Consider the following 20,397-nt stretch of genomic DNA (forward strand, 5'->3'; position numbering starts at 1 on the left):
AGATCACTATGCGCGTCACTCAGGGCTGCTTTTCTTTCCTCCCCGATCTGACCGACGAGCAGATCACGGCGCAGGTCCAATATTGTCTCGACAAAGGTTGGGCGGTGAACATCGAGTTCACCGATGATCCGCATCCCCGCAACACCTATTGGGAGATGTGGGGATTGCCGATGTTCGATCTGCGCGATGCGGCCGGCATCATGCGCGAGCTTGCGGATTGCCGGAAGATCTATGGCGACCGCTATATCCGCATCTCCGGCTTCGATTCCAGCCATGGCTGGGAATCGCTGCGCATCTCCTTCATCGTCAACCGGCCGCAGCATGAGCCGGGCTTCCGGCTCGACCGGCAGGAAACGGTCGGCCGTAACCTCCGTTACGCCACGCATGCCTACGCCACCGAGCGACCCGAAGGCGAGCGGTATTTCTCATGATGCAGACGGCGCAGGTGGATGCAAACCAGGTGGCGCCGGTCGACACCATCGACCTGCGTCGCGAATTTGAGGATGTCGAGATCGCACCGGTGCTCGAGCAGCTCGATCGCGAGCTGGTCGGGCTGGCGCCGGTCAAGACGCGGATCCGGGAGATCGCCTCCCTGCTGCTGATGGAGCGCATCCGGCAGAAGATGGGGCTTACGACCACGTTCCCGACCCTGCACATGTCGTTTACCGGCAATCCCGGCACCGGCAAGACGACGGTGGCGCTGCGGATGGCCGGCATCCTTCACCGGCTCGGCTTCGTCCGCCGCGGCCATGTCATCAGCGTGACGCGCGACGATCTGGTGGGGCAGTATATCGGCCACACCGCGCCCAAGACCAAGGAAGTGCTGAAGAAGGCGATGGGCGGCGTGCTGTTCATCGACGAGGCCTACTATCTTTATCGGCCCGAGAATGAGCGCGATTACGGCCAGGAGGCGATCGAGATCCTGCTGCAGATCATGGAGAGCCAGCGCGAGGACCTCGTTGTCATTCTCGCCGGCTACGCCGATCGGATGGAGAAATTCTTCTCGTCCAATCCGGGCTTCCGCTCGCGCATCGCCCATCACATCGACTTTCCGGATTATTCGGAAGGCGAGCTGCTGACCATCGCCGAGCTGATGCTGGAAGGGCAGAATTATCGGTTCACTCCCGAGGCCCGTGCTGCATTTGAGAAATACATCTCGGTGCGCAGGACTCAGCCGCTGTTTTCCAACGCACGCTCGATCCGCAACGCGCTCGATCGCGTCCGGCTGCGCCAGGCCAACCGGCTGGTCTCGCGGCTCGACCGGGTGCTGACCTCGAACGACGTGATGTCGATCGAGGCGGCCGACGTGCTGGCAAGCCGGGTGTTTCGCAACGCGGAGCAGCAAGCATGAGCCTCGCATTGGTAAGGGCGATCACACCGACCGACAGGATTCGACGCCGGCTCGCGGACGCCGCCGCGTTGATCTTCGACGTCGACGGCACCTTGGCCGAGACCGAGGAGCTGCATCGCGAAGCCTTCAACGAGGCCTTCGTGCAGCTCGGGCTGGACTGGCATTGGGGACGGCGCATCTACAAGGAGCTCTTGCGCGTGACCGGCGGCAAGGAGCGCATCCGCGCCTTCGATCAGAGGCGCCGATCCGGCCCGGCCTTGACTGATGCCGCCATTGCCAGACTGCACCATGTCAAAACCGAGCGGTTCGCTGTCCTGATGGCCGAGAAGGGCTGTCCGTTGCGGCCTGGAGTTCGATCGCTGCTCGATGCCGCGCTCGCGCGCGGGCAGACACTGGCCGTTGCGACCACCACGACGCGCGGCAATATCGACGCGCTGCTCGCGCCGGCGCTGGGCCCGGCCTGGGAGGCGAAATTTGCTGCGGTCGTCGCGGCCGATGATGTCGCGCGCAAGAAGCCGGCGCCGGATGCCTATCTCGAGGTGCTGTCGCAGCTCGAGCTGCCGGGATCCAGTTGCGTGGCTATCGAAGATTCCCGTAACGGCCTGATCGCAGCGACGCGCGCCGGCATTCCGGCGCTGATCACCCGCAGCCGCTATTTCGGTGATGACGCTTTCGACGGCGCGCTCGCGGTCGTCGATGATCTCACCGAACTTGCGCTTTGATGCTCTGATCACATCGGCTCGTTGATGTGCGAGCGTCGGATGTGGCGCACCCTGAGCCAGATCGTCAGCGCCGCCAGCGGCACGAACACGGCGATGGCATAGCCGGGTTCGACATGCAGCGCGCCGGTCTCGTGCGCGGCCTTGACCAGATAAGAGAACAGCCCGGTCAGGTAATAGGTGATGGCCGCGACCGAGAGGCCTTCGACCGTGGTCTGCAGCCGCAGCTGCAGCTGGGTCCGCGCATTCATCGATTTCAAGAGCTCCTGGTTCTGCTGCTCCAGCTCGACGTCGACCCGCGTGCGCAGCAGATTGGCGGCGCGCGCCAGCCGCAGCGAGAGCGCGCCCTGGCGCGCTTCGGTCGCCATGCAGGTGCGCATCGCCGGCGCCATCCGCCGAACCAGGAACGATGACCAGGTCGGAAAGCCCGGCGTCTTGCGCTCGCCGATGCTGTCGAGCCGTTGCGTGACGATCTCGTCATAGGCGCGGCTGGCGCCGAACCGGAACAGGCTGGCGGCGGCTCCCGCCTCAACCTCGGCGGCGAGCGCCGTCAGTTCGCTGAGCATCTGGTTGTTGTCGGAGAGATCGGTTGCGCTGCGCATGCGCTCGGTGACTTCGGCGAGCCGCTTCTCGGCCGCGTTGATCGAAGGCGACAGCCGCTGCGCCTCGGGCAGGCCGAGCAGCGCCAGGTTCCGGTAGGTTTCGATGTCCAGGAGATGCTGGACCGTGCTGCCGATCCGCGCCGGGCTCATGCCGCGATCGAGCAGCAGGATGCGCACATAGCCTTCCGGATTGGCCTGGAAGTCGGTGGCATAGATGCCGTTGCCGTCGGCGATCTCGGCCATGGCGAGGCTGACGGAATCGAACATCGCCAGCAGGCTGGTCCTGACCTCGTCATCGGGCAGCACGTTGAGATCGACGGCGACCAGCAGCGGCCCCGGCTGCGGCACGAGCCGCATCGGTGCGGCGAGCGACGCTGCGGATGGATGAAACGCGCCGGCATTCGGGTCGACCGGCACTTCCCAGGTATAGGTCGTGAACTCGGAATGCTGCTCCCAGCGCAGCACGGTGCCGCCGAGCGACATCCGGAAATGCTTGTCCTGTGGCGGGGGCGGCGGCAGCCCGCGCGACTTGCACAGGTCGATCAGGTGTGCGCGGTCGGCAGCCGCGCCCGGGCCGGAGGTCTCGAAGCCGAAATGCAGAATGCGCGCCGGCACCGTCACCGGATGCGACGGCCGGGCATGGACCTCGCCAAGCACGGCCGTCCGCAGCGGGTGCGGCGCCAGCCGCGCGACCTCGCTGTCACCGATCAAGACCTCATTGCTCATGTCAGGCAAATCCGCTGCACCTGTTCGACTCACGCATCAACGCATATTCGTTGCTGCAAGTCGACATAGGCGTGCGCCATGACATCATCGTCGCGCGCCCGCGACGTGCACGTGACGAGGTGAGGCAGCGGCTGCCGATGGAAACTTCGTTTCCATTTTCGCGGGCCGCCGCCTGCACCTTTTGCTCACGCCACCGACATGGTCAGCGGCGGCTCAACCTCTTCCGGCAGCGGGCTGACATAGGGCGTCCGCGCCGTGCGCTTGTTCAGGTCGGCCTTGGCGGCCGCGATCAGCGCGGGCTCGTTCAGCGCCTTGACGCCGAGCGACGCCATCGCCTTGGCCGCCTGCACCATGGCCTTATGCGCGGCCGGCGACTTGCCCTGCGCCACGACCTGCCAGGTATGGAACGGCGTGCCGATCGCGACCGTCGGCGCGTGCACCTGCACGGTCGGCACCACCCAGCTGACGTCGCCGACATCGGTCGAGCCGATCTGTGGGTTGCGCTTGGCATCGAGCGGCACCAGGAAATCCGCAAGCGGCCGGTCGGTCGGCTCCATGCCGATCGAGTAGTAGACCGACGAGATGTCCTTGTCGGTCAGCGTCGCCTGGATCTGGCCCGCGAAATTCTTATCAGTGTCGTCGAAATGCGGCGGCCCGAGCTCTTCCATGATCCTGTGGAGCGCCTGCTCCAGCGGCGTATTCGGCAGGATGTTGGAGACGGCGGAGATGATCTTCATCTCGACCTTGGTCTCGGTCATCAGCGCCGCGCCTTGCGCGATCTTGTGCACGCGCCCGACCAGCTCGTTCATGCCGGGCAGGTCGCGGGCGCGGATCGAATAGCGCACCCGCGCATGCGCCTGCACCACGTTCGGTGCAATGCCGCCGGTATCCAGCAGCGCATAATGCACGCGCGCGTCGCTCGGCATGTGCTCGCGCATGTAGTTGACGCCGACATTCATCAATTCGACTGCGTCGAGCGCGCTGCGGCCGAGATGCGGCGAGGCGGCGGCGTGCGACGTGCGGCCGGTAAAGGTGAAATCGGCGCGGGTGTTGGCGAGCGACGGCGTCATCACCACTTCCCAGAAGCTCGACGGATGCCACGTGATCGCGATGTCGGCATCCGAAAAGGCGCCGGAGCGCACCATGAAGGCCTTGGCGGCGCCGCCTTCCTCGGCCGGACAGCCGTAATAGCGGACGCGCCCCGGCACTTTGTTGGTCGCGAGCCAGTCCTTGACGGCGGTGGCGGCGAGCAGCGCGGCGGAGCCGAGCAGATTGTGGCCGCAGCCGTGACCGTGACCACCGGTCTCGACCGGCCGATGCTCGGCGACGCCGGCTTCCTGGCTCAGGCCGGGCAGGGCGTCGTACTCGCCGAGAAACGCGATCACCGGGCCGCCTTCGCCCCATTCGCCCATCAGCGCGGTCGGAATGCCCGCGACCTTTTCGGTAATCCGAAAGCCCTGATGGCGCAGCTCGGCGAGGTGCTCTGCGGCCGAGCGCGCCTCAGTGTAGCAGACCTCCGGCATACCCCAGACTTTATCGCTGAGTTCGATGAAACGGGGTTTGATCGCGTCGACGCCGCGCCAGATGTCGCTACGGTTGTCCATCTTAGGTCCCTGAAGTGTGATGCATTTTGGAGGAGGCCATGGTTATCAGCTTCGCTTTGTCGCGCCTAGCGCGCTCGCAAGTAGCAGCCATGCGGGGCACCAGGAGACCGCCTCCGCATTCGCAAATTTGAGCACGCGCTGTGCAGCATGCCGCTTTCTGCAGCGCAGCAGCGTTATTGCCGGCTCGGATTTTGGAACTGTCGGAGAGTGCACGTGATACGATCAGGAACGATCGGGATCGCGCCCGGTTGGGGGCTCAAAGGGAGCGCAAAAGCATGCGAGCAGGATCTATTGCGGCCATTGCGGCGCTGTTGATCATTCTGGCAGGCGCGGTGGCTTTCGCCTATCTCGGGCTGACGGTACCGGGCGAGCCGATGCCGACACAAGGCTGGATCGCGCTGACGCTCGGCGTCGTGGTCTCGCTGATCGTGGGCATCGGGCTGATGGCGCTGGTGTTCTACAGCAGTCGCCGCGGCTATGACGAAGCCGCGCAATTTCGTTCGGACGATCGCCGGGACTGAGGCCAGCGGCCCCGCTGTTTCCGCAGATGCAGCGGGTTGCTCAAAATGCCGGGCGCGGCGGGTGCTCGGTACGCGGGTGCCGATCGTGCAGGAGCTTTGCGAGGTCGTGACGCAGCTCCTCGTGACTGCGCATCGCGGTCTCGAACAGCGCTTCCTGAATGTCGCGCGGCATGTCGCCCCACACGCTGATCGCGGCTGCCCCAAGCAGCTGTGCAAACCTGGTCTCGTCCATGTGGCACCTCCCGACGGGGTTACGTCCGGGCGCAGCAAATGTTCCATGCCTGCCTCCGGAGCCTTCGTCACTGCGCGAGACTATACGTTCTCGCCGCGCGATGCGCCCGAGTTGATCGAGAGTTCACCCTGCTCGCATGCGAGAGGGTGCAGGGAATGCCGGGTGATGGCCTCACCCATGGCCCGCCTGCATCGAAGAAAGCAGGCGGCAGTTACCACAGGTGCAGCCGGATCAACCCGGCATTCCCTGCGCGATGGTCTTAACGCTTATGTCGCGCTCTCCTCGGTGTACCGGGCTTGTTAGCCACCGTCATCCGCGCGATGCGCAAGCATCATCGCGAACTTAGCGCCAGCGTCGGGGCGCCAGGACCACACGATTTCACGTCCGCATCCGCCTTGTTCGTCTGCATGAAGGATCATGCTCGCCAAGGCAGTCACGGCCACCGCATCCCCGCCTCACGTGTCGTGACGATCGCGCGCAACGTCCCTCTCATCGAGGCGGGATGCGCGAATGATCGTCGTGATTTGCCCGACGACACAAGCGAAATTCACTGCGGCAGATTGGCACGACGGGCAGTCACGGAACGGGTCACACATCCGACGGCGTCTCCCCAGTGCTCCGAGGTCAGGTCTGCGTCATATCGCGGCGAGTTCGTTCGCAAAACTTCGAAATCGCGGGAGCCCTTCGGCCGTGAACCAATCTGACATTGGGATGGATTAGGCCGCGTACTCATTAAGCAGCTGGCCGCCTGACGTCCGCTCTACCCCCAACAGCGGCGAAGAATCGGACATCTCCCGAGGTCGCTGAAGGGCCAGAAGGCGACCTCGGAAGCAGCCAATTCAGGCGACCTGCCGCTCTAGCTCTCTGCGAATTCGATTACGGTGCTGGATGTGCAGGACCTGACATTCATAAAAGTTCTCCAGAAGTTTCTTAGCTTCCGCGAGATCGTGGCCGAGGCGCGCGAGGCCTACAATCCGTTCCTCCTGCTCAGCAATGTGTCGTTCGCCTTCGGCGACGTGCCGCTCGGCTTCATCCAAATGACGAAGCTGCATCGCGCGAAAGTCTGATCGAAGGAGGTCTGACATGGCTCGCTCCCGTCCTGTGTAGGCGGGAGCGCAAGCGGTCTCTCAGCCACCAGCGCCCGTATCGGCTCACTGCCGGTGATATCCTGACGCTACCACCTCCTGATCGGGCCGCGGGATTAATTCTGGTGCTGCCGCGCGTTAATCGTCCCAGACCAGCTCGCCGCATTTGCATTCGTAAATGCGGATGAACCGGGGTGGGTTCATGCTCCATACTGTTTCCGCCAGTCTGAGCGGCTGATTGCACTTGGGGCAACGGAGGGTCGGCTGTGGGGGCATGGCTGAAGGCATTGGCGTCTCTTTCTTCGGAGACGCAGAAGCTGAGCCGGAGTTCCCAAACTGAGGTCAGGCCAGTGTTTTTTGAAGCTAGCTAAACGGCTCCGGAGCGGGGCCGGCGCTTGGCAGCGAGGCGGGGACTACGGACCAAGCTCTTTGACCGCTAGGGCGGCGATCTCTTGCGCGTTACGAGTACCGTCAGCCGCAATCTTGAGCACCTTGCGGGCAACAATTTCGCAAATCGGATCGTTTCGGTCAACCAAATGGAGGCTGCGGAGGGCTGAGTCGAAGGCCGTCTGCAAGCGTTCGATTTCTTGCGGCGTTAGTTTGCATCCCGCGATCTAACGGGAGATCGGCATTGATCCCGGGTCCCCTGCGTGTGGGAACCCATCTTAGCAGGTGACGGGCGCCATGTCTGCTGTCGCCAAGAGCGGCCGCTCCCCCGACTGCTTACTTCCAGTCGAGGCGCGGAAGCCGCGGGCGCAGACCGGAAGATCCGAGACAGGCTGCAAACAGACGCCCCGGCACATAGAGGCCCCCAACCAGGGCGGCCTATTCATGCCGAGGCGGTGTTTGGTTAAGAAGCTGAGAAACGCCCGTAACCACTTGCGCTGGCGCGAACGGCTTATTCAACAGCACGCTATTGGGGACGCCGTGCGACGGCCACTGATCCGCTGCGGCTCCGGTCATGTAGACGATCGGCATCTCTGGGTTCAGTTCTCTGGCGCGCTTGGCGACCTCCCAGCCTGTAAGCTGTCCTTGCAAATTGATATCCGTGAGGAGAGCGCGGTATTTGGTCTTGTCCGCTTGAAGCAGCGCAATCGCTTGCTCACCTGATGCGATTGTCTCGGTCTCAAATCCGCCCTCTGTCAGGCGTCGTGTATCAGGTCTCGAACTAGAAAATCGTCCTCGACAACGAAGATTAGCAATGAAGCGTTTTGCACTACCCCGCCTCCTCCAGCGCCACCAACGCGAAGGGCAAATTCCGAAGGGAACTCTGTTCCAAGCCGCGCCTGCGAGCTGATGTAGCCAATTTGTCAAGAAAGAGGCCGCCCGGAGAGGCGACCTACGAGAGCCGGCCCGTCGTCGAACGCGCGTTGGACGACGGGCCGTCCCGGGTGGATGGCAGGAAGCTGCATAGCTATCAAGCCACAGACCAATTTCTTAAGCGGGTAGTTGGCGTTTCGTTCCCGTCGGGGCGTGTTCGCCAGGCACGGATTGGTCGCAGACCGAAGCGCCAGCAGGCAAGATTGCAAGGGCGGCCTCGGCCGTCGGCTGCTGTAGCTCTCACTCCTGTTCGCGATGCCTGAGCGCATTCAGCGTATTGTTTGACCAAGCAACGCTGCCGCGCTTTCGGCAAGCACAAAGTAGCTCTCGGCCAATCATCGCAGTTGCCGGTGTGAAACGCGCTCAGTTGTCCTGCCCGCCGCGCGCTCGAAGTGCGATGCGAATTCCAGATACTGCTCTGACGTCATTATGGGCCGGGACGTACCCGCGCGGCAACGTTCCTAACCCACTCAGCCGGCCTTACTTGGCGGCTGAAGCTCGGTCGAGGCGACCCACGCTTGCGCCCGTTCATCATCCTCAGACGGAGACGGCTCCTGCGTCTTGCGGCCGAGGAACGTGTCAGCGCCTGCAGATTGCCTCAGCGTGCCGAGCGCGCGGGACAGCATGTCCCGGATGTTCTCGATTTGCTTGCTGATGTACTCGCTCGATACCCCAAAACGGGGCCTGTTGACCGACATGACGGTGCTCCCTGTTGTGCAGGCGGGAGCGCGATGGGTCTCTCAGACACCGACGCCTACGGGCAGAGCCTCGGCCGGTGATGGCGGTAAACTAACCAAGGGTGGACTAAGTTCCTCGAGAGGCGTCGATCCAGTCAGTAAATGTCACCGTGCCGCCCCTCTCGGACAAGGTGGGCGAGGTCGGCTTTGGGTCACAACCGGCGGTCGAGCATCGCGAGACACACGTCCGGTCTGCCCCGGACAGCGGACCTGCACGACACTCCCAGGCTATTCGCCTTCGGGCCCAAGAGGAGACACGGCGAAGAGTTGCCTTTTTGTTGAAGAATGGCAAAAATGAAGGTGCTCAACCGGCGCGTTCAATGGGACGAATGTCATGGAAAATTCCAAGGTCCGCCTTCCACTGCTTGGTGGATGCCTTTGCGGCGCAGTTCGCTACAGCTTGAATGGCGCGCCGCTACTGGTTCACGTTTGTCACTGCCATGACTGTCAGTCGGTTTCAGGATCAGCCTACAGTCTGACCGTGCTGGTTCCGACTGCAGCGTTGGCGCTGACTGGCCCGTTGGAGTCATTTACGAGAACCACGGCTCGTGGTCGCGAGGTCCGAAATGCTGCGTGCACCAAATGCCGTGCCGGTTTGACATCAAATGACGTAGCAAGGCCCGACTTTACGGGGCTACGAGCCGGCACTCTCGATGACGCGAGTTGGGCCGTTCCCGTCGTTCAGACGTTCGTCCGAAGTGCAATTCCGTGGGCTATAATACCTGGAGTCGAGCAGGTCGACCCGAAAGATTTCAACTATGTGAATTTAAGTGCGGCGTGGCGAGCTACGGCGCCGATCTTCTCTTAAGCGCAGCCAATAGGGGAGATTGTCTTTCCGAATGGTTCGGCGCCGGGCCGGTGTCCCCCAGACAGCTGCCGATTTTTGCGTCGCCAGATTCCGCAGCCCGGACGGCGACAGCGGTGCTGTCGGGAGCACTTCTGCTTCGGGTCATTCGCGTCGATCTGGTGGCGCTTTGACTATGTCCGGTCTACCCATCACAGCCGACATGCAGGCGACAGGCGATTTCGTCGCGAAGGGCCAACAAGAGACATAGCAGCGCACTATGGCTGCATGCGCCGGGCGTCAGACGCATCGCCCGGAGTGCGGTGCCGTCGCTCCGGGTTAGCCTGTTAAAGCATGCGGGTGCACCACGACCGCACGTCGTAGGTCCGGCGACAACTTCAGTGTGATTAAGAGTTCAATTCAAAGTGTCTCGATGATTTGAAGTGTCCGCAATGGGGGCAAAATGCGAAACACTCGACCTGAGCAATTCCGGTCCGCTTATCGCCCCGGAAGCCGACATGGCACGCGCAAGCCGGGACGTCCGGGACGGACCCACGCCGTCATTCCGGGTTCGATGCTGTCGCGCCGCCCCGGAATGACGGCGAAGCAGGCGGTGTCTCGCGCTTATGACGCAGTAGGGTAGCGGCCTGTCAGTTAGTTGCGATCGGAAGGGACAGGAAGCCATCGGAGCGCGCTACTTCAGCGGCAAGAACACGTCCGCGACCGTCTCGTGCTCCGGCACCTCCGGGAAGAAGCTCAGCCGCTGGCAATAGATCGGGAAGTCGCGTAATTCCTCGCCGCTGGCCGGAAGCCAATCGCGATAAAGGTAGAGCGCGGCGGGCTCCAGATTGTGGGTGTTGCCAACGACGCGCAGCACCGCGCAGCGTCCGCCTGGGATATCGCCGGCTTTGATCTGCTCGCCATTCGCCTCGATCGGTTGGTCGGTCCCGACACAAAGGTCCGCGCTGTAATCGGCTGATGATGCAGGACGCCGCTCTGAACGCCAGACGGTGAAGGTCGGATTGGTCTTGGGATGCAGGCCGGCCGCCTTGCGCCACGCGATGAACCGCTGGATGGTGGCGCCGAGCATCGCCGGGTCGCCTCGATGCTCCATGATCGCCACGGGCGTGGTGGGCACCTCGCGAATCGTCACGTCGTCACTGGTAAAAATCTTCTGCATCAGCTTGCTCCTCGCGTTGTCGAGAGGCCCGAAGGCCGCAAGCCACGGCTCCCAGTCGGGAGACTTCCGGAACGACGAAGGCGATTGCCCAAACCTTTGCCGAAAGGCGCGGGCGAAGGCATCCGGTGCATCGTAACCGGCATCCATCGCGATGTCGGTGACGCTTTGGGCATCATCCCCGAAGGCCAGCCGGTATGAAGCGCGCTTCATGCGGGCGAGCTGGACATAGCGATGCACGGACAGCCCGAAGGTTGCCATGAACTGCCGGTGGAAATGATATTTCGAGTAGGCCGCTATGCTGCTCAGCGTGTCCAGGTCCAGATCGTCGTCCAGATGCCGGTCGATGTGATCCAGCACCCGCTGCATCCGGGCATGGTAGTTCTGAAGCGCCGGCTTCACCATTCCGTCCTCCGTGGCGGCGCCAACTGAGCGCATACCGAGATGACGCGCTCGACCGATCTTGCGATTTTGTCTGGGGGCCAGAACATAGCCCAAGCTCGCCGCCATTTTTCTCGCCAAGGTCCGGCGGCCTTGTTGCGGCCGTGGCTGTGGGCCTACGAATCTACGGCCTGCAAACCGTCGATCCTCGTGCGGCATGCGACGCTTGCTTCAAGCGCCGTACCGCTTCAGGAACATGGTGACCGCCTCGTCGACGACGACCTCACTGGGCGGCAGCTCGGCGAGTGCGTCTCCGATCGCCATGACCTTCGGCCAGATCACGAACTCCTGCACCAGACCCATGAATTGATGCGCGGCGAGTTCGGGCTGTGCGCAGGTGAGAAGTCCCTTGGACGTCATTGCCGCGAGCGCGCCGGCGAAGGCTCTCAGAATCGGCTCCTTGCCGGCACGATAGAACTCTGCCGCGATCCAGGGACGGCTGCGGGACTCTGCGATCACGAGCCGGGTGAACGCGACCTGATCGGTCTCGGTCACGAAACGGAGCAGGGCGGACGCGAAGCTGCGCAGCATCGCGGCCGGCGACTGCAGGTTCTCCATTTCGGCAAACGCCGAAGCCGTTTCCTGGCGGACCGTCTCCCAGTGCCGCTCCACCACCTCCTGGAACACGGCGTCCTTGCTGCCGAACTGGTTGTAGACGGTCTGGCGCGAAACGCCGGCCGCCTGGCCGACCTGCTCGAGGTTCACGCCGTCATAGCCGGCCTCCAGGAACAGCCGCTGGGCGGCATCAAGGATTGCGACGGTTGAAGGCTTTCCCGATAAATCATTGGATTTCCTAGACGATTTCATCGGCATCAATGAATCCATTGTTGATCTTTACTTTACAGTAAAGTAAAACATATCATGCGGATGACGGCTCCGCCAAACCCACCGCGAGACGATCCGGAAACTGCGTCATGCAACAGCTCTCCAACTCCGCCCCACGCGTCGAGACCCAACCGGCTCCGATCGGGATCGATCCGAAAGCTGCGTGGTATGGTGTCGGCGTACTCTTCATGGTCCAGATCTTCTCGTTCATGGACCGACAGGCCTTAAGCCTGCTGATCGTGCCGATCAAATCCGATCTTGGCCTATCCGATACCGAGGTCAGCCTGCTGATTGGGCTCGGCTTCGCGCTGGCCTATGCCGTTGCCGGGCTTCCGATCGGGCGCATGGTCGACAGGGTGTCACGGCCGCATCTGTTGAGCGCGGGGCTCGCTCTCTGGAGCGCCTCCACTTTCATGTGCGGCTTTGCGCGCTCGTTTGCGCAGCTTGCGCTGGCGCGCTCGGGCGTGGGCGTCGGGGAGGCGACGGGAACGCCGGTCGTGACTTCGCTGATCGCCGACTACTTTCCGCCGACCCGTCGCGGCATTGCCTTCGCTGTCTTTGCCGTGTCCGCCTATCTCGGGACCGGATTGTCGCTGATCGCGGGCAGCGCCATCGTCCACGCCCTGGCGGGGCGCGCGGAAGTGTCGTTGCCGGTCCTGGGCGCGATCCGATCCTGGCAGATCGTGTTTCTGATCCTCGGGCCGCCGGGCGTCCTGGTGATCCCCTTCGTGCTGTCGTTGCGCGAACCACGACGCAAGACGACGCGGGCAGTGGCGCCGGGCACAGATGAGGCGCCGCGCCTGCGCCAGGTGCTGCAACATTATCGCCGTCACTGGCGCGCCTTTGTCGGCCAGCATGCCGCGTCGACTCTGATGGCGATGCTGTTTTACGGGACTGGAGCCTGGGCGCCGGAGTTTCTTCGCCGCACGTACGACGTGCCGATTGCGTCGGCAGGCGTCGCGGTCGGCCTCACCACCATGCTCGCAGGGACCGCGGGCGTCCTGAGCGGTGGCCTGGTCTCGGACCGGGTGCTTCGGCGCGGCCAGACCGATGCGCGGCTGCGCACCACGGTCTTCGCCGCACTCTGTGCCTTTCCGTTTGCCGTGACGTTTCCGCTCGCGGGTCATGCGGCGCTGGCGCTGGCCCTGCTCGGCGGCATGATCTTCTTCACCTCAACGATCTCGACCACCGGATCGACCGGCGTGCAGGAGTTGGTGCCGCCGCGGATACGCGGCACGGCGTCGGCGGTGTTCCTGTTCGTGTTCAACGGCATTGGCCTGTCGTTCGGACCGATGCTGATCGCCGTGCTGACCGACAGGCTCTTTGCCGACAACGCCATGTTGTGGGCGGCGCTGGCCATCGCCGCGCCGACGATGTCGCTCGCTGCCGCCATCGTCGGTTCGAGCGGCCTGCGTTCCTATCGGGTCTGTGTCGCAGCCGGTATGTCGCCGGCGTGATATGAGCCAAGCTCGCCATTCCCGACCACAAGAGGCAGCCTCATGACTGAAACCGCCTGGAACCGACTTTCCGCAGAGCGCCTGCGCGCGCTTGCCGCGCAGGACGCCATCGTGCTGCTGCCGGTCGCCTCGACCGAGCAGCACGGGCCGCATCTGCCGACCGGCGTCGACGATTTCCTCTGCAGCGAAGTCTGCCGGCGCACCGCCGCGGAGCTTGTGCCGGACTGCCCGGTCGTGGTCGCCCCGACCGTGTGGTGCGGACTGGCCGATCATCACGTTGCTTTCGGCGGCACCTTCACCTTGAGTCTTGCGACCTACTATGCGCTGCTGCGCGACCTTTGCCGCTCGATCCTGAATGCCGGCTTCCGCCGCGTCGTCATCGTCAACGGTCACGGCGGCAACATCCAGGCGCTCGGGACCTTCGTTGGCGAACTCACGCGCGAACTCAGCGCGCCGATCGCGATCACCACGTATTTCATGGAAGCGCGTGACGTGATGGCCGAGGTTCTCGAGGACCAGGACGGCGTGATGCACGCCTGCGAGGGCGAGACCTCGATGATGATGGTCGTTGATGGCGACCTCGTCCAGGCCGACAGGCTCGGCGAGGCGCATGGACCGAGCTTCGACATCATGAGCTCGCTGGTGCCGTCGCTGAAGCGGTTTCATTCCTTCGCCGAATTGACAGCCTCCGGTGTCGCGGGCGACGCCCGCAAGGCCTCAGTGGCAAAGGGCGAAACACTGCTCGCGGGCTGTGCCGCTGCGCTGGCGCGACGGCTGCGGGCCGGCGAACCCTGGGCGGCGACGTGATGCGCGTGCCGTCGAGGTGTATGCGCCGCGACTGCTGCCGGTCTATTGCGTGGTGAACAGCACCACCGCAATCGCGACCGAGAGCGCGACGGCGGAGACGGTCCCGGCCGTCGACAGCACGCCCATGCGCCGGAGCGCCACCGCAAAGATGATGATGATGGGTGTGGCCGTGACGAGGCCCAGCTGTGCTTCGCTCATGTCAATCCGTCCGTCATCCTGTCATCGGCGCAGCATCTCTAGCCGGTCTCGTGGCCTGGCTATTTGTGCCCCAGCAAAGATCCCGATGCTTGGCCGCCGGCCGGCTTGTTTGAGCGCCGACAAAGAGGGTGCTCGCGGCATCCGTTAGCTTGCCGACCTCGCAAAGCGGAGAAGGCGATGTCGGCGGTCGATTGCGAAGTGGAACCGGATGGCTGGGGTGCGTTCGACGGCCTGCCCGGCGATCCCATGATGTGGGTGCTGATCGGCAGCGAACTCGTCGCTTTTGGCCTGCTGCTTGGGGCATTTGCGGTGACGCGTGCCGTCAATCCCGCGCTGTTCGCGTCCGGACAGGCCGCGCTCGACGCGCCTCTGGCCGGCCTGAACACCATCGTGCTGGTCACGAGCGGGTGGGCCGCGGCGCGCGGAACCGCGGCGGCGCGTGCGGCCAGGCCGGGTCTGTCGCGCCGCTTCCTCTGGCTTGCGATGGCGCTAGGCGCGGCCTTCATCGCCATCAAGCTCACCGAATATCGAAGCGAGATCGCCGGCGGCGCGGTGCTGGAGAGCAGCCCCTTCTTCACGCTCTATTTTCTCCTGACCGGCTTCCATTTGCTGCATGTGGCGCTCGGCATCATCATTCTCGCCGTGATCTGCCGCCATGCGCAGCCGGTTCATGTGGAGACGGCGACCGCGTTCTGGCACATGGTCGACTTGGTCTGGATCGTCATGTTCCCGATGCTCTATCTGGTGCGCTGAGCCATGTTCGGTCCTGATCGATTGGACGTCACTTGGCTCATGCTGCTCGGCCTCGCGGTCGCAACGGTTGCCATCTCCTCGAGCGGAGCAGGCGCGCTGCTCGGCAATACGCTCGTGCTCGCTTTGGCCGCGATCAAGGGCCGCAAGATCATCCTCGACTATCTCGGCCTGCGCGCGGCGCCCGCGCTGTGGCGTGGTTTGATCACGACATGGATCGTTGGGCTGGCCGCGTTCGCCTGGGCCACGGCTGCCCTGCGTGCGCTGATCTGATCCGGCGCCGACCGCGATCGCCGCGCTGATTGCGCGCCAACAAAGAGCGCGTCGAACCCGGTCGGTAGATTGCTTCAGCACCTTCGAATCCCCTTAACCGGAAAGGACGTGTCATGGCTGAACGCCTGACCAAGTCGGCCGCCAGAAACGTCTTCTATGGCGGTTCGGCCTTCTTCTTCGCGATCTTCCTCGCGCTCACGGCGCACAGTCACTACTACATGGTCACGAGCTCGACCAATGCATCGACGCTCACCGACTCCGTCGCTCGCGGCAAGCATGTCTGGGAGAGGAACTCCTGCATCAACTGTCACACGCTGCTCGGCGAGGGCGCCTATTTTGCGCCCGAGGTCGGCAACGTCTGGGACCGCTGGGGCGGCAGGCAGGATCCGGCCGCCGCGCGCGAGATGCTGAAATCCTGGATGCAGTCGCAACCCTCCGGCGCCCCCGGCCGCCGGCAGATGCCGCAGTTCAATCTCTCCGATCAGGAGCTGAACGACCTCGCCGACTTCCTGCAATGGGCCGACAGCATCAAGCGGCAGGACTGGCCGCCGAACAAGGCGGGTTGAGCAGCTAATCCCGATCGTCCTTCAGACAGAGAGCCTCATCGATGAGATACGAAACCCAGAAGGTCGCGATGCTGTATTTCTACGGCGCGCTGACGCTCTTCCTCGCCCAGGTCCTGTTCGGCCTGCTCGCCGGCACCATCTATGTGCTGCCGAACACGCTGTCGGTGATCCTGCCCTTCAACATCGTGCGCATGATCCACACCAACGCGTTGATCGTGTGGTCGCTGATCGGCTTCATGGGCGCGACCTACTTCCTCTTGCCCGAGGAAACCGAGACCGAGCTGTTCAGCCCGCTGCTGGCCAAGATCCAATTCTGGCTGTTTTTCGGCGCGGCCGGCGCCGCCGTGGTCGGTTATCTCTTCCACGTCCATGAGGGCCGCGAATTCCTCGAGCAGCCGTTTCCGATCAAGGTCGGCATCGTCGTGGTCTGCCTGATGTTCCTGTTCAACGTCACCATGACGGCGCTGAAGGGCCGCAAGACCACGGTGACCAACATCCTGCTGTTCGGGCTGTGGGGCGTCGCGATCTTCTTCCTGTTCGCGTTCTACAACCCGGCTAACCTCGCCGTCGACAAGATGTACTGGTGGTACATCGTCCATCTCTGGGTCGAGGGCGTCTGGGAACTGATCATGGCCTCGGTGCTGGCGTTCCTGATGATCAAGCTCAACGGCATCGACCGCGAGGTGGTCGAGAAGTGGCTCTACGTCATCATCGGCTTGGCGCTGTTCTCCGGCATCCTCGGCACCGGCCACCACTTCTACTGGATCGGCGCGCCCGGCTACTGGCAGTGGATCGGCTCGCTGTTCTCCACGCTCGAGGTCGCGCCGTTCTTCACCATGGTGATCTTTACGGTGCAGATGACCTTGAAGGCCGGTCGCAGACATCCGAACCGTGCCGCGCTGTTGTGGTCGGTGGGCTGCTCGGTGATGGCCTTTCTCGGCGCCGGCGTGTGGGGCTTCCTGCACACGCTGTCATCAGTGAACTACTACACCCACGGCACCCAGGTCACCGCCGCGCACGGTCATCTCGCCTTCTTCGGCGCCTATGTGATGCTCAATCTCGCGGTCATGGCCTACGCGGTGCCGCAGCTGCGGCAGCGTGCGCCCTATAATCAGTGGCTCTCGATCGCGAGCTTCTGGATCATGTGCACGGCGATGATGGTGATGACCTTCGCGCTGACCTTTGCCGGTGTCATCCAGGTGCATCTGCAGCGCGTGCTCGGCCAGAGCTACATGGACGTGCAGGACCAGCTTGCGATGTTCTACTGGGTCCGGCTCGGCTCCGGCGTGTTCGTCGCGATCTCGGCGGTGATGTTCGTGTGGGCCGTGCTGGTGCCGGGCCGCGCCAGGCAGCCCGTCATCCCCGGCGCGCTGCAGCCGGCTGAATGACAACCAACAGGCGGCCGCACCGTCACGGCCGCCTGCCTTTCTCTTGATCCTGGAGAATACCCCATGAAAGCCGCCCTTCACGCCGTCGAAACCTCTGTTGTCGACGTTCCCGCCTATGTGCCGAGCGCCAACGAATGCGCGCTGTTCGAGCACGCCTGGCGGCGCCGGCTGCCGGTGCTGTTGAAGGGCCCGACGGGCTGCGGCAAGACCCGCTTCGTCGCCCACATGGCGGCGCGGCTCGGCCTGCCGCTGCACACGGTCGCCTGTCATGACGATCTCACCGCCGCCGACCTCACAGGCCGCTATCTGCTCAAGGGCGGCGACACGGTGTGGACCGACGGGCCGCTGACCCGCGCGGTGCGCGAGGGTGGCATCTGCTATCTCGACGAGGTGGTGGAAGCGCGCAAGGACGTCACCGTGGTGCTGCATCCCCTGACCGACGATCGCCGCATCCTGCCGCTGGAGCGCACCGGCGAGGAGCTGGTGGCGCCTGACGGCTTCATGCTGATCGTCTCGTATAATCCCGGCTATCAGAGCCTGCACAAGGCACTCAAGCCGTCGACACGGCAGCGCTTCATCGCGATTGAGTTCGGCTTCCTGCCCGCTGACCAGGAGATCGCCGTGGTCGCGGCCGAGAGCGGGCTTGCGCCGGAGCGCGTGCGGCCGCTGGTCGCGCTGGCGCATCGCCTGCGCGCGCTGAAGGGGCATGACCTCGAGGAGGGTGTCTCGACCCGGCTGCTGGTCTATTGCGCGACACTGGTCGCGGCCGGGACGCCGCTTGCGGACGCCGTGCTTGCCGGCATGATCGAGCCGCTGACCGACGATGCTGATGTCAAGGCGGCGCTGCGCGAGGTTGCGCAAGCCGTGATCGGGTGAGCCATGCTCGACTTCCTCGAACTGGAGGAGACGGTCGGGCGGGCCTGGCACCGCCTGGTCGGCTCGACCGCGAGCTATCCGGTTCACCCCGCGCATGCGGTCGCGCTCGCCGATATCCAGGGCCAGATCGCGGTGATGTTCCGCGCGCTCGGCGGCGAGGCGGGCGTGCAGATCGCGCCTGCGAAGGCGCGCAAGTCCGGCCATCGGCTCGGCTGGCGCCAGCGCATCGGCCTTAGCGACGAGCCGCTCGACCATCCCGGGCGCGACGGCGCCACCGTGTTTCTGCCCGAACGCATCGCGGTGTTTCCGGATGCCGAACTCAATGCGCTGCTGTATCGCTGGCTGGCGGCGTGGTTTGCGACCCTGGATGTCGCTGTTATCGCTGAGCCCGATCCGCTGCGCCGCGATCTCCTGACCTTGCGCCGGGCAAGCGAGACCACGTCCCTTGTGCTGGCGCGATTCCCCGGACTGGCGGCACCCTATGCCCGCCTTGCTGCAGCGATGTTCGCGGCCCGGCCGCGCCGGCCGCTGCCGCGCATCGAGCAGGAGCTTGAGCGCATCGTGATGGCGCTGCTCGGCGCGGGCTCGCCGCCAAAAGGCGCGTTGTGGCGCGCCGTGATCGGCGCCGTCGACCTGCCGGCCAAGGCGCCGCCGGGCTATCGGACCATGCTGCCGTGCCCGCTGTGGGGCGACTGCTGGACGCGCGAGGCGGTTGCAGCCGAGCATGACGATGATGATGCGCAACCAGCCAGCCCTGAGGAGGCGACAGCGCCGGACCCGCGCAAACGCTTCGCCACGCGCGAGCGCGACGATGCCGCCAAGCGCGATCCGTTCATTCTCAATCGCTTCGAGAAGATCCTGGCCATGGCGGAGATGGTCAATGTCGACCGTCCTTCCGACGACAGCGACGACGAGGACGCGCGCAAGGCGGCCGATGATCTCGATGAGCTCGCGATCTCCAGGCGCAAGGGCAAGCCGGCGACCAAACTGAAATTCGATCTCGACCTGCCGCCCGAGGCTGTCGATGCCACCAGGCTTGCCAGCGGCCGGCGCTATCCCGAATGGAACTATCGCACCAGTAACTACATGGCGGATCATTGCCGCGTGGTCGCGGGTCAAGCCTCCGAGACCGGTGAGAGTTGGGCGCCTGATGACGCCATGCGCCGTCGCATCCGCGGCGTGCGGCGTCAGTTCGAGGCGTTGCGGCCGCGACATCAACTGATGCGCGCCCAGGCCGACGGCCACGATCTCGACCTCGACGCGCTGGTCCGCGCGCGCTGCGACCTGCGTGCCGGGAGCGGCGCGCTGGATCGCGTGCATCTGGCGATGCGCCCCGAGGGGCATGATCTCGCGGTGACGCTGCTGGCCGACGTGTCGCTGTCGACGGATGCCTGGGTCGACGGCCATCGTGTGCTCGACGTCGAGAAGGAGGCGCTGCTGGTGCTCGCGCACGGACTTGCGGCCTGTGGCGACAGCAACAGCATCCTCACCTTCACCTCGCGCCGGCGCGACTGGGTGCGCGTCGAGACGGTGAAGGGGTTCGGCGAGCCGATGAGCGCTGATGTCGAGCGGCGGATCGGCGCGCTGCGGCCGGGCTACTACACCCGCATCGGCGCGGCCGTGCGGCATGCCGCGGCCGAGCTGGCGCTACAGCCGCAGCGCAAGCGCCTGCTGCTGGTGCTGACCGACGGCAAGCCGAACGACGTCGATCACTACGAAGGCCGGTTCGCGGTTGAAGATACGCGCAAGGCAGTGCAGGAGGCGCGGCGACACGGCGTCGCGGTGTTCGGCGTCACCATCGATGCATTGGCGCAGTCCTATTTCCCGACTCTGTTCGGCCGCGGCGGCTACGCCATCGTCGGCAACATCCGCAAGCTGCCGGCGGCATTGCCTGCGATTTATCGGCAGCTTGCGCACTGATCAGAGAGCTGTTGCACGAAAAGCCACGGTGGGAACAT

General features: G+C 64.3%; 22 protein-coding genes. 13 read left to right on the top strand and 9 right to left on the bottom strand.

Features of this window, described 5'->3' with window-relative positions; translation table 11 throughout:
- Nucleotides 1–8 precede the first annotated feature (8 nt).
- From ACQR1W_RS16355 to ACQR1W_RS16365, 3 genes are read left to right on the top strand one after another with little or no spacing between them, the layout of a single operon-like run.
- Nucleotides 9–431, top strand: coding sequence for a ribulose bisphosphate carboxylase small subunit (locus ACQR1W_RS16355; RefSeq protein ID WP_434851718.1), 423 nt, complete (start codon nucleotides 9–11; stop codon nucleotides 429–431).
- Nucleotides 431–1,351, top strand: a complete 921-nt coding sequence (cbbX, locus tag ACQR1W_RS16360) for a CbbX protein (RefSeq protein WP_434851860.1) — start codon at nucleotides 431–433, stop codon at nucleotides 1,349–1,351. The genes ACQR1W_RS16355 and cbbX overlap by 1 nt, the downstream gene beginning before the upstream one ends.
- Entirely contained in the window at nucleotides 1,348–2,073 is a 726-nt protein-coding gene (locus ACQR1W_RS16365) for an HAD-IA family hydrolase (RefSeq protein WP_434851719.1), read from the top strand. Before cbbX ends, ACQR1W_RS16365 begins: the two co-directional genes overlap by 4 nt.
- An 8-nt stretch (nucleotides 2,074–2,081) precedes the next feature.
- Here ACQR1W_RS16365 and ACQR1W_RS16370 read toward each other — a convergent pair whose 3' ends face one another.
- Nucleotides 2,082–3,398 carry a DUF3422 family protein gene (locus tag ACQR1W_RS16370; protein ID WP_434851720.1) on the bottom strand — a complete coding sequence of 439 codons (1,317 nt, stop codon included), beginning with the start codon at nucleotides 3,396–3,398 and terminating at the stop codon, nucleotides 2,082–2,084.
- A 185-nt stretch (nucleotides 3,399–3,583) separates the two neighbouring features.
- Nucleotides 3,584–5,002, bottom strand: a complete 1,419-nt coding sequence (locus tag ACQR1W_RS16375; protein ID WP_434851721.1) for a M20 family metallopeptidase — start codon at nucleotides 5,000–5,002, stop codon at nucleotides 3,584–3,586.
- 275 nt (nucleotides 5,003–5,277) lie between these two features.
- On the opposite strand from ACQR1W_RS16375, the gene ACQR1W_RS16380 reads away from it, so the two are divergent.
- A complete protein-coding gene (locus ACQR1W_RS16380) occupies nucleotides 5,278–5,523 on the top strand; it encodes a hypothetical protein (protein ID WP_434851722.1) in 246 nt (81 codons plus the stop codon).
- 40 nt (nucleotides 5,524–5,563) lie between these two features.
- On the opposite strand, the gene ACQR1W_RS16385 is transcribed toward ACQR1W_RS16380, so the two are convergent.
- The 4 genes from ACQR1W_RS16385 to ACQR1W_RS16400 all read right to left on the bottom strand — a co-directional run bounded on the left by ACQR1W_RS16385 (nucleotide 5,564) and on the right by ACQR1W_RS16400 (nucleotide 8,858).
- Complete coding sequence (locus tag ACQR1W_RS16385) at nucleotides 5,564–5,755, bottom strand: hypothetical protein (RefSeq protein ID WP_008973701.1); 192 nt, start codon at nucleotides 5,753–5,755, stop codon at nucleotides 5,564–5,566.
- A gap of 839 nt (nucleotides 5,756–6,594) precedes the next feature.
- Nucleotides 6,595–6,840 (bottom strand): hypothetical protein, encoded by a 246-nt coding sequence (locus ACQR1W_RS16390; protein WP_434851723.1) that lies wholly within the window; start codon nucleotides 6,838–6,840, stop codon nucleotides 6,595–6,597.
- Nucleotides 6,841–7,665: 825 nt separating this feature from the next.
- Entirely contained in the window at nucleotides 7,666–8,154 is a 489-nt protein-coding gene (locus ACQR1W_RS16395; RefSeq protein ID WP_434851724.1) for a response regulator, read from the bottom strand.
- 476 nt (nucleotides 8,155–8,630) lie between these two features.
- A complete protein-coding gene (locus ACQR1W_RS16400; protein ID WP_434851725.1) occupies nucleotides 8,631–8,858 on the bottom strand; it encodes a hypothetical protein in 228 nt (75 codons plus the stop codon).
- Between the two features lie 373 nt (nucleotides 8,859–9,231).
- On the opposite strand from ACQR1W_RS16400, the gene ACQR1W_RS16405 reads away from it, so the two are divergent.
- Entirely contained in the window at nucleotides 9,232–9,705 is a 474-nt protein-coding gene (locus ACQR1W_RS16405) for a GFA family protein (protein ID WP_434851726.1), read from the top strand.
- A gap of 670 nt (nucleotides 9,706–10,375) precedes the next feature.
- Here ACQR1W_RS16405 and ACQR1W_RS16410 read toward each other — a convergent pair.
- Nucleotides 10,376–11,260, bottom strand: coding sequence for an AraC family transcriptional regulator (locus ACQR1W_RS16410; RefSeq protein WP_434851861.1), 885 nt, complete (start codon nucleotides 11,258–11,260; stop codon nucleotides 10,376–10,378).
- A gap of 210 nt (nucleotides 11,261–11,470) precedes the next feature.
- Nucleotides 11,471–12,106 (bottom strand): TetR/AcrR family transcriptional regulator, encoded by a 636-nt coding sequence (locus ACQR1W_RS16415; protein ID WP_434851727.1) that lies wholly within the window; start codon nucleotides 12,104–12,106, stop codon nucleotides 11,471–11,473.
- A 107-nt stretch (nucleotides 12,107–12,213) separates the two neighbouring features.
- On the opposite strand from ACQR1W_RS16415, the gene ACQR1W_RS16420 reads away from it, so the two are divergent.
- Both ACQR1W_RS16420 and ACQR1W_RS16425 read left to right on the top strand, forming a co-directional pair.
- Nucleotides 12,214–13,581 (top strand): spinster family MFS transporter, encoded by a 1,368-nt coding sequence (locus tag ACQR1W_RS16420; protein ID WP_434851728.1) that lies wholly within the window; start codon nucleotides 12,214–12,216, stop codon nucleotides 13,579–13,581.
- 42 nt (nucleotides 13,582–13,623) lie between these two features.
- The gene (locus ACQR1W_RS16425) at nucleotides 13,624–14,388 is read left to right on the top strand and encodes a creatininase family protein (RefSeq protein ID WP_434851729.1); all 765 of its coding nucleotides are present in this window, start codon (nucleotides 13,624–13,626) and stop codon (nucleotides 14,386–14,388) included.
- 42 nt (nucleotides 14,389–14,430) lie between these two features.
- Here the strand turns inward: ACQR1W_RS16425 and ACQR1W_RS16430 are convergent, their stop codons facing one another.
- Nucleotides 14,431–14,586, bottom strand: coding sequence for a hypothetical protein (locus tag ACQR1W_RS16430; protein WP_434851730.1), 156 nt, complete (start codon nucleotides 14,584–14,586; stop codon nucleotides 14,431–14,433).
- Nucleotides 14,587–14,763: 177 nt separating this feature from the next.
- Here ACQR1W_RS16430 and ACQR1W_RS16435 point away from each other — a divergent pair, with 177 nt between their 5' ends.
- The 6 genes from ACQR1W_RS16435 (at nucleotide 14,764) to ACQR1W_RS16460 (ending at nucleotide 20,359) form a co-directional block, all read left to right on the top strand.
- Nucleotides 14,764–15,339 carry a cytochrome c oxidase subunit 3 gene (locus ACQR1W_RS16435; protein ID WP_434851731.1) on the top strand — a complete coding sequence of 192 codons (576 nt, stop codon included), beginning with the start codon at nucleotides 14,764–14,766 and terminating at the stop codon, nucleotides 15,337–15,339.
- Nucleotides 15,340–15,342: 3 nt separating this feature from the next.
- Nucleotides 15,343–15,609, top strand: coding sequence for a cytochrome C oxidase subunit IV family protein (locus ACQR1W_RS16440; RefSeq protein WP_434851732.1), 267 nt, complete (start codon nucleotides 15,343–15,345; stop codon nucleotides 15,607–15,609).
- Between the two features lie 113 nt (nucleotides 15,610–15,722).
- Nucleotides 15,723–16,175: a c-type cytochrome gene (locus tag ACQR1W_RS16445; protein WP_008970557.1), complete on the top strand. Its 453-nt coding sequence runs from the start codon at nucleotides 15,723–15,725 to the stop codon at nucleotides 16,173–16,175.
- Between the two features lie 41 nt (nucleotides 16,176–16,216).
- Nucleotides 16,217–17,563 (top strand): cbb3-type cytochrome c oxidase subunit I, encoded by a 1,347-nt coding sequence (locus ACQR1W_RS16450; RefSeq protein WP_434851733.1) that lies wholly within the window; start codon nucleotides 16,217–16,219, stop codon nucleotides 17,561–17,563.
- A 63-nt stretch (nucleotides 17,564–17,626) separates the two neighbouring features.
- Nucleotides 17,627–18,439: a CbbQ/NirQ/NorQ/GpvN family protein gene (locus tag ACQR1W_RS16455; RefSeq protein WP_434851734.1), complete on the top strand. Its 813-nt coding sequence runs from the start codon at nucleotides 17,627–17,629 to the stop codon at nucleotides 18,437–18,439.
- 3 nt (nucleotides 18,440–18,442) lie between these two features.
- Complete coding sequence (locus ACQR1W_RS16460; RefSeq protein WP_434851735.1) at nucleotides 18,443–20,359, top strand: nitric oxide reductase activation protein NorD; 1,917 nt, start codon at nucleotides 18,443–18,445, stop codon at nucleotides 20,357–20,359.
- Nucleotides 20,360–20,397 lie beyond the last annotated feature (38 nt).

It is taken from the genome of Bradyrhizobium sp. HKCCYLS1011 (genome assembly GCF_051167795.1).
Lineage (GTDB): Bacteria > Pseudomonadota > Alphaproteobacteria > Rhizobiales > Xanthobacteraceae > Bradyrhizobium.

Bases quoted from the DNA above. Each gene is read 5' to 3' on its own strand.
- ACQR1W_RS16355 (WP_434851718.1), top strand. From the start codon at position 9: ATGCGCGTCACTCAGGGCTGCTTTTCTTTCCTCCCCGATCTGACCGAC.
- cbbX (WP_434851860.1), top strand. From the start codon at position 431: ATGCAGACGGCGCAGGTGGATGCAAACCAGGTGGCGCCGGTCGACACC.
- ACQR1W_RS16365 (WP_434851719.1), top strand. From the start codon at position 1,348: ATGAGCCTCGCATTGGTAAGGGCGATCACACCGACCGACAGGATTCGA.
- ACQR1W_RS16370 (WP_434851720.1), bottom strand. From the start codon at position 3,398: ATGAGCAATGAGGTCTTGATCGGTGACAGCGAGGTCGCGCGGCTGGCG.
- ACQR1W_RS16375 (WP_434851721.1), bottom strand. From the start codon at position 5,002: ATGGACAACCGTAGCGACATCTGGCGCGGCGTCGACGCGATCAAACCC.
- ACQR1W_RS16380 (WP_434851722.1), top strand. From the start codon at position 5,278: ATGCGAGCAGGATCTATTGCGGCCATTGCGGCGCTGTTGATCATTCTG.
- ACQR1W_RS16385 (WP_008973701.1), bottom strand. From the start codon at position 5,755: ATGGACGAGACCAGGTTTGCACAGCTGCTTGGGGCAGCCGCGATCAGC.
- ACQR1W_RS16390 (WP_434851723.1), bottom strand. From the start codon at position 6,840: ATGTCAGACCTCCTTCGATCAGACTTTCGCGCGATGCAGCTTCGTCAT.
- ACQR1W_RS16400 (WP_434851725.1), bottom strand. From the start codon at position 8,858: ATGTCGGTCAACAGGCCCCGTTTTGGGGTATCGAGCGAGTACATCAGC.
- ACQR1W_RS16405 (WP_434851726.1), top strand. From the start codon at position 9,232: ATGGAAAATTCCAAGGTCCGCCTTCCACTGCTTGGTGGATGCCTTTGC.
- ACQR1W_RS16415 (WP_434851727.1), bottom strand. From the start codon at position 12,106: ATGAAATCGTCTAGGAAATCCAATGATTTATCGGGAAAGCCTTCAACC.
- ACQR1W_RS16420 (WP_434851728.1), top strand. From the start codon at position 12,214: ATGCAACAGCTCTCCAACTCCGCCCCACGCGTCGAGACCCAACCGGCT.
- ACQR1W_RS16425 (WP_434851729.1), top strand. From the start codon at position 13,624: ATGACTGAAACCGCCTGGAACCGACTTTCCGCAGAGCGCCTGCGCGCG.
- ACQR1W_RS16430 (WP_434851730.1), bottom strand. From the start codon at position 14,586: ATGAGCGAAGCACAGCTGGGCCTCGTCACGGCCACACCCATCATCATC.
- ACQR1W_RS16435 (WP_434851731.1), top strand. From the start codon at position 14,764: ATGTCGGCGGTCGATTGCGAAGTGGAACCGGATGGCTGGGGTGCGTTC.
- ACQR1W_RS16440 (WP_434851732.1), top strand. From the start codon at position 15,343: ATGTTCGGTCCTGATCGATTGGACGTCACTTGGCTCATGCTGCTCGGC.
- ACQR1W_RS16445 (WP_008970557.1), top strand. From the start codon at position 15,723: ATGGCTGAACGCCTGACCAAGTCGGCCGCCAGAAACGTCTTCTATGGC.
- ACQR1W_RS16450 (WP_434851733.1), top strand. From the start codon at position 16,217: ATGAGATACGAAACCCAGAAGGTCGCGATGCTGTATTTCTACGGCGCG.
- ACQR1W_RS16455 (WP_434851734.1), top strand. From the start codon at position 17,627: ATGAAAGCCGCCCTTCACGCCGTCGAAACCTCTGTTGTCGACGTTCCC.
- ACQR1W_RS16460 (WP_434851735.1), top strand. From the start codon at position 18,443: ATGCTCGACTTCCTCGAACTGGAGGAGACGGTCGGGCGGGCCTGGCAC.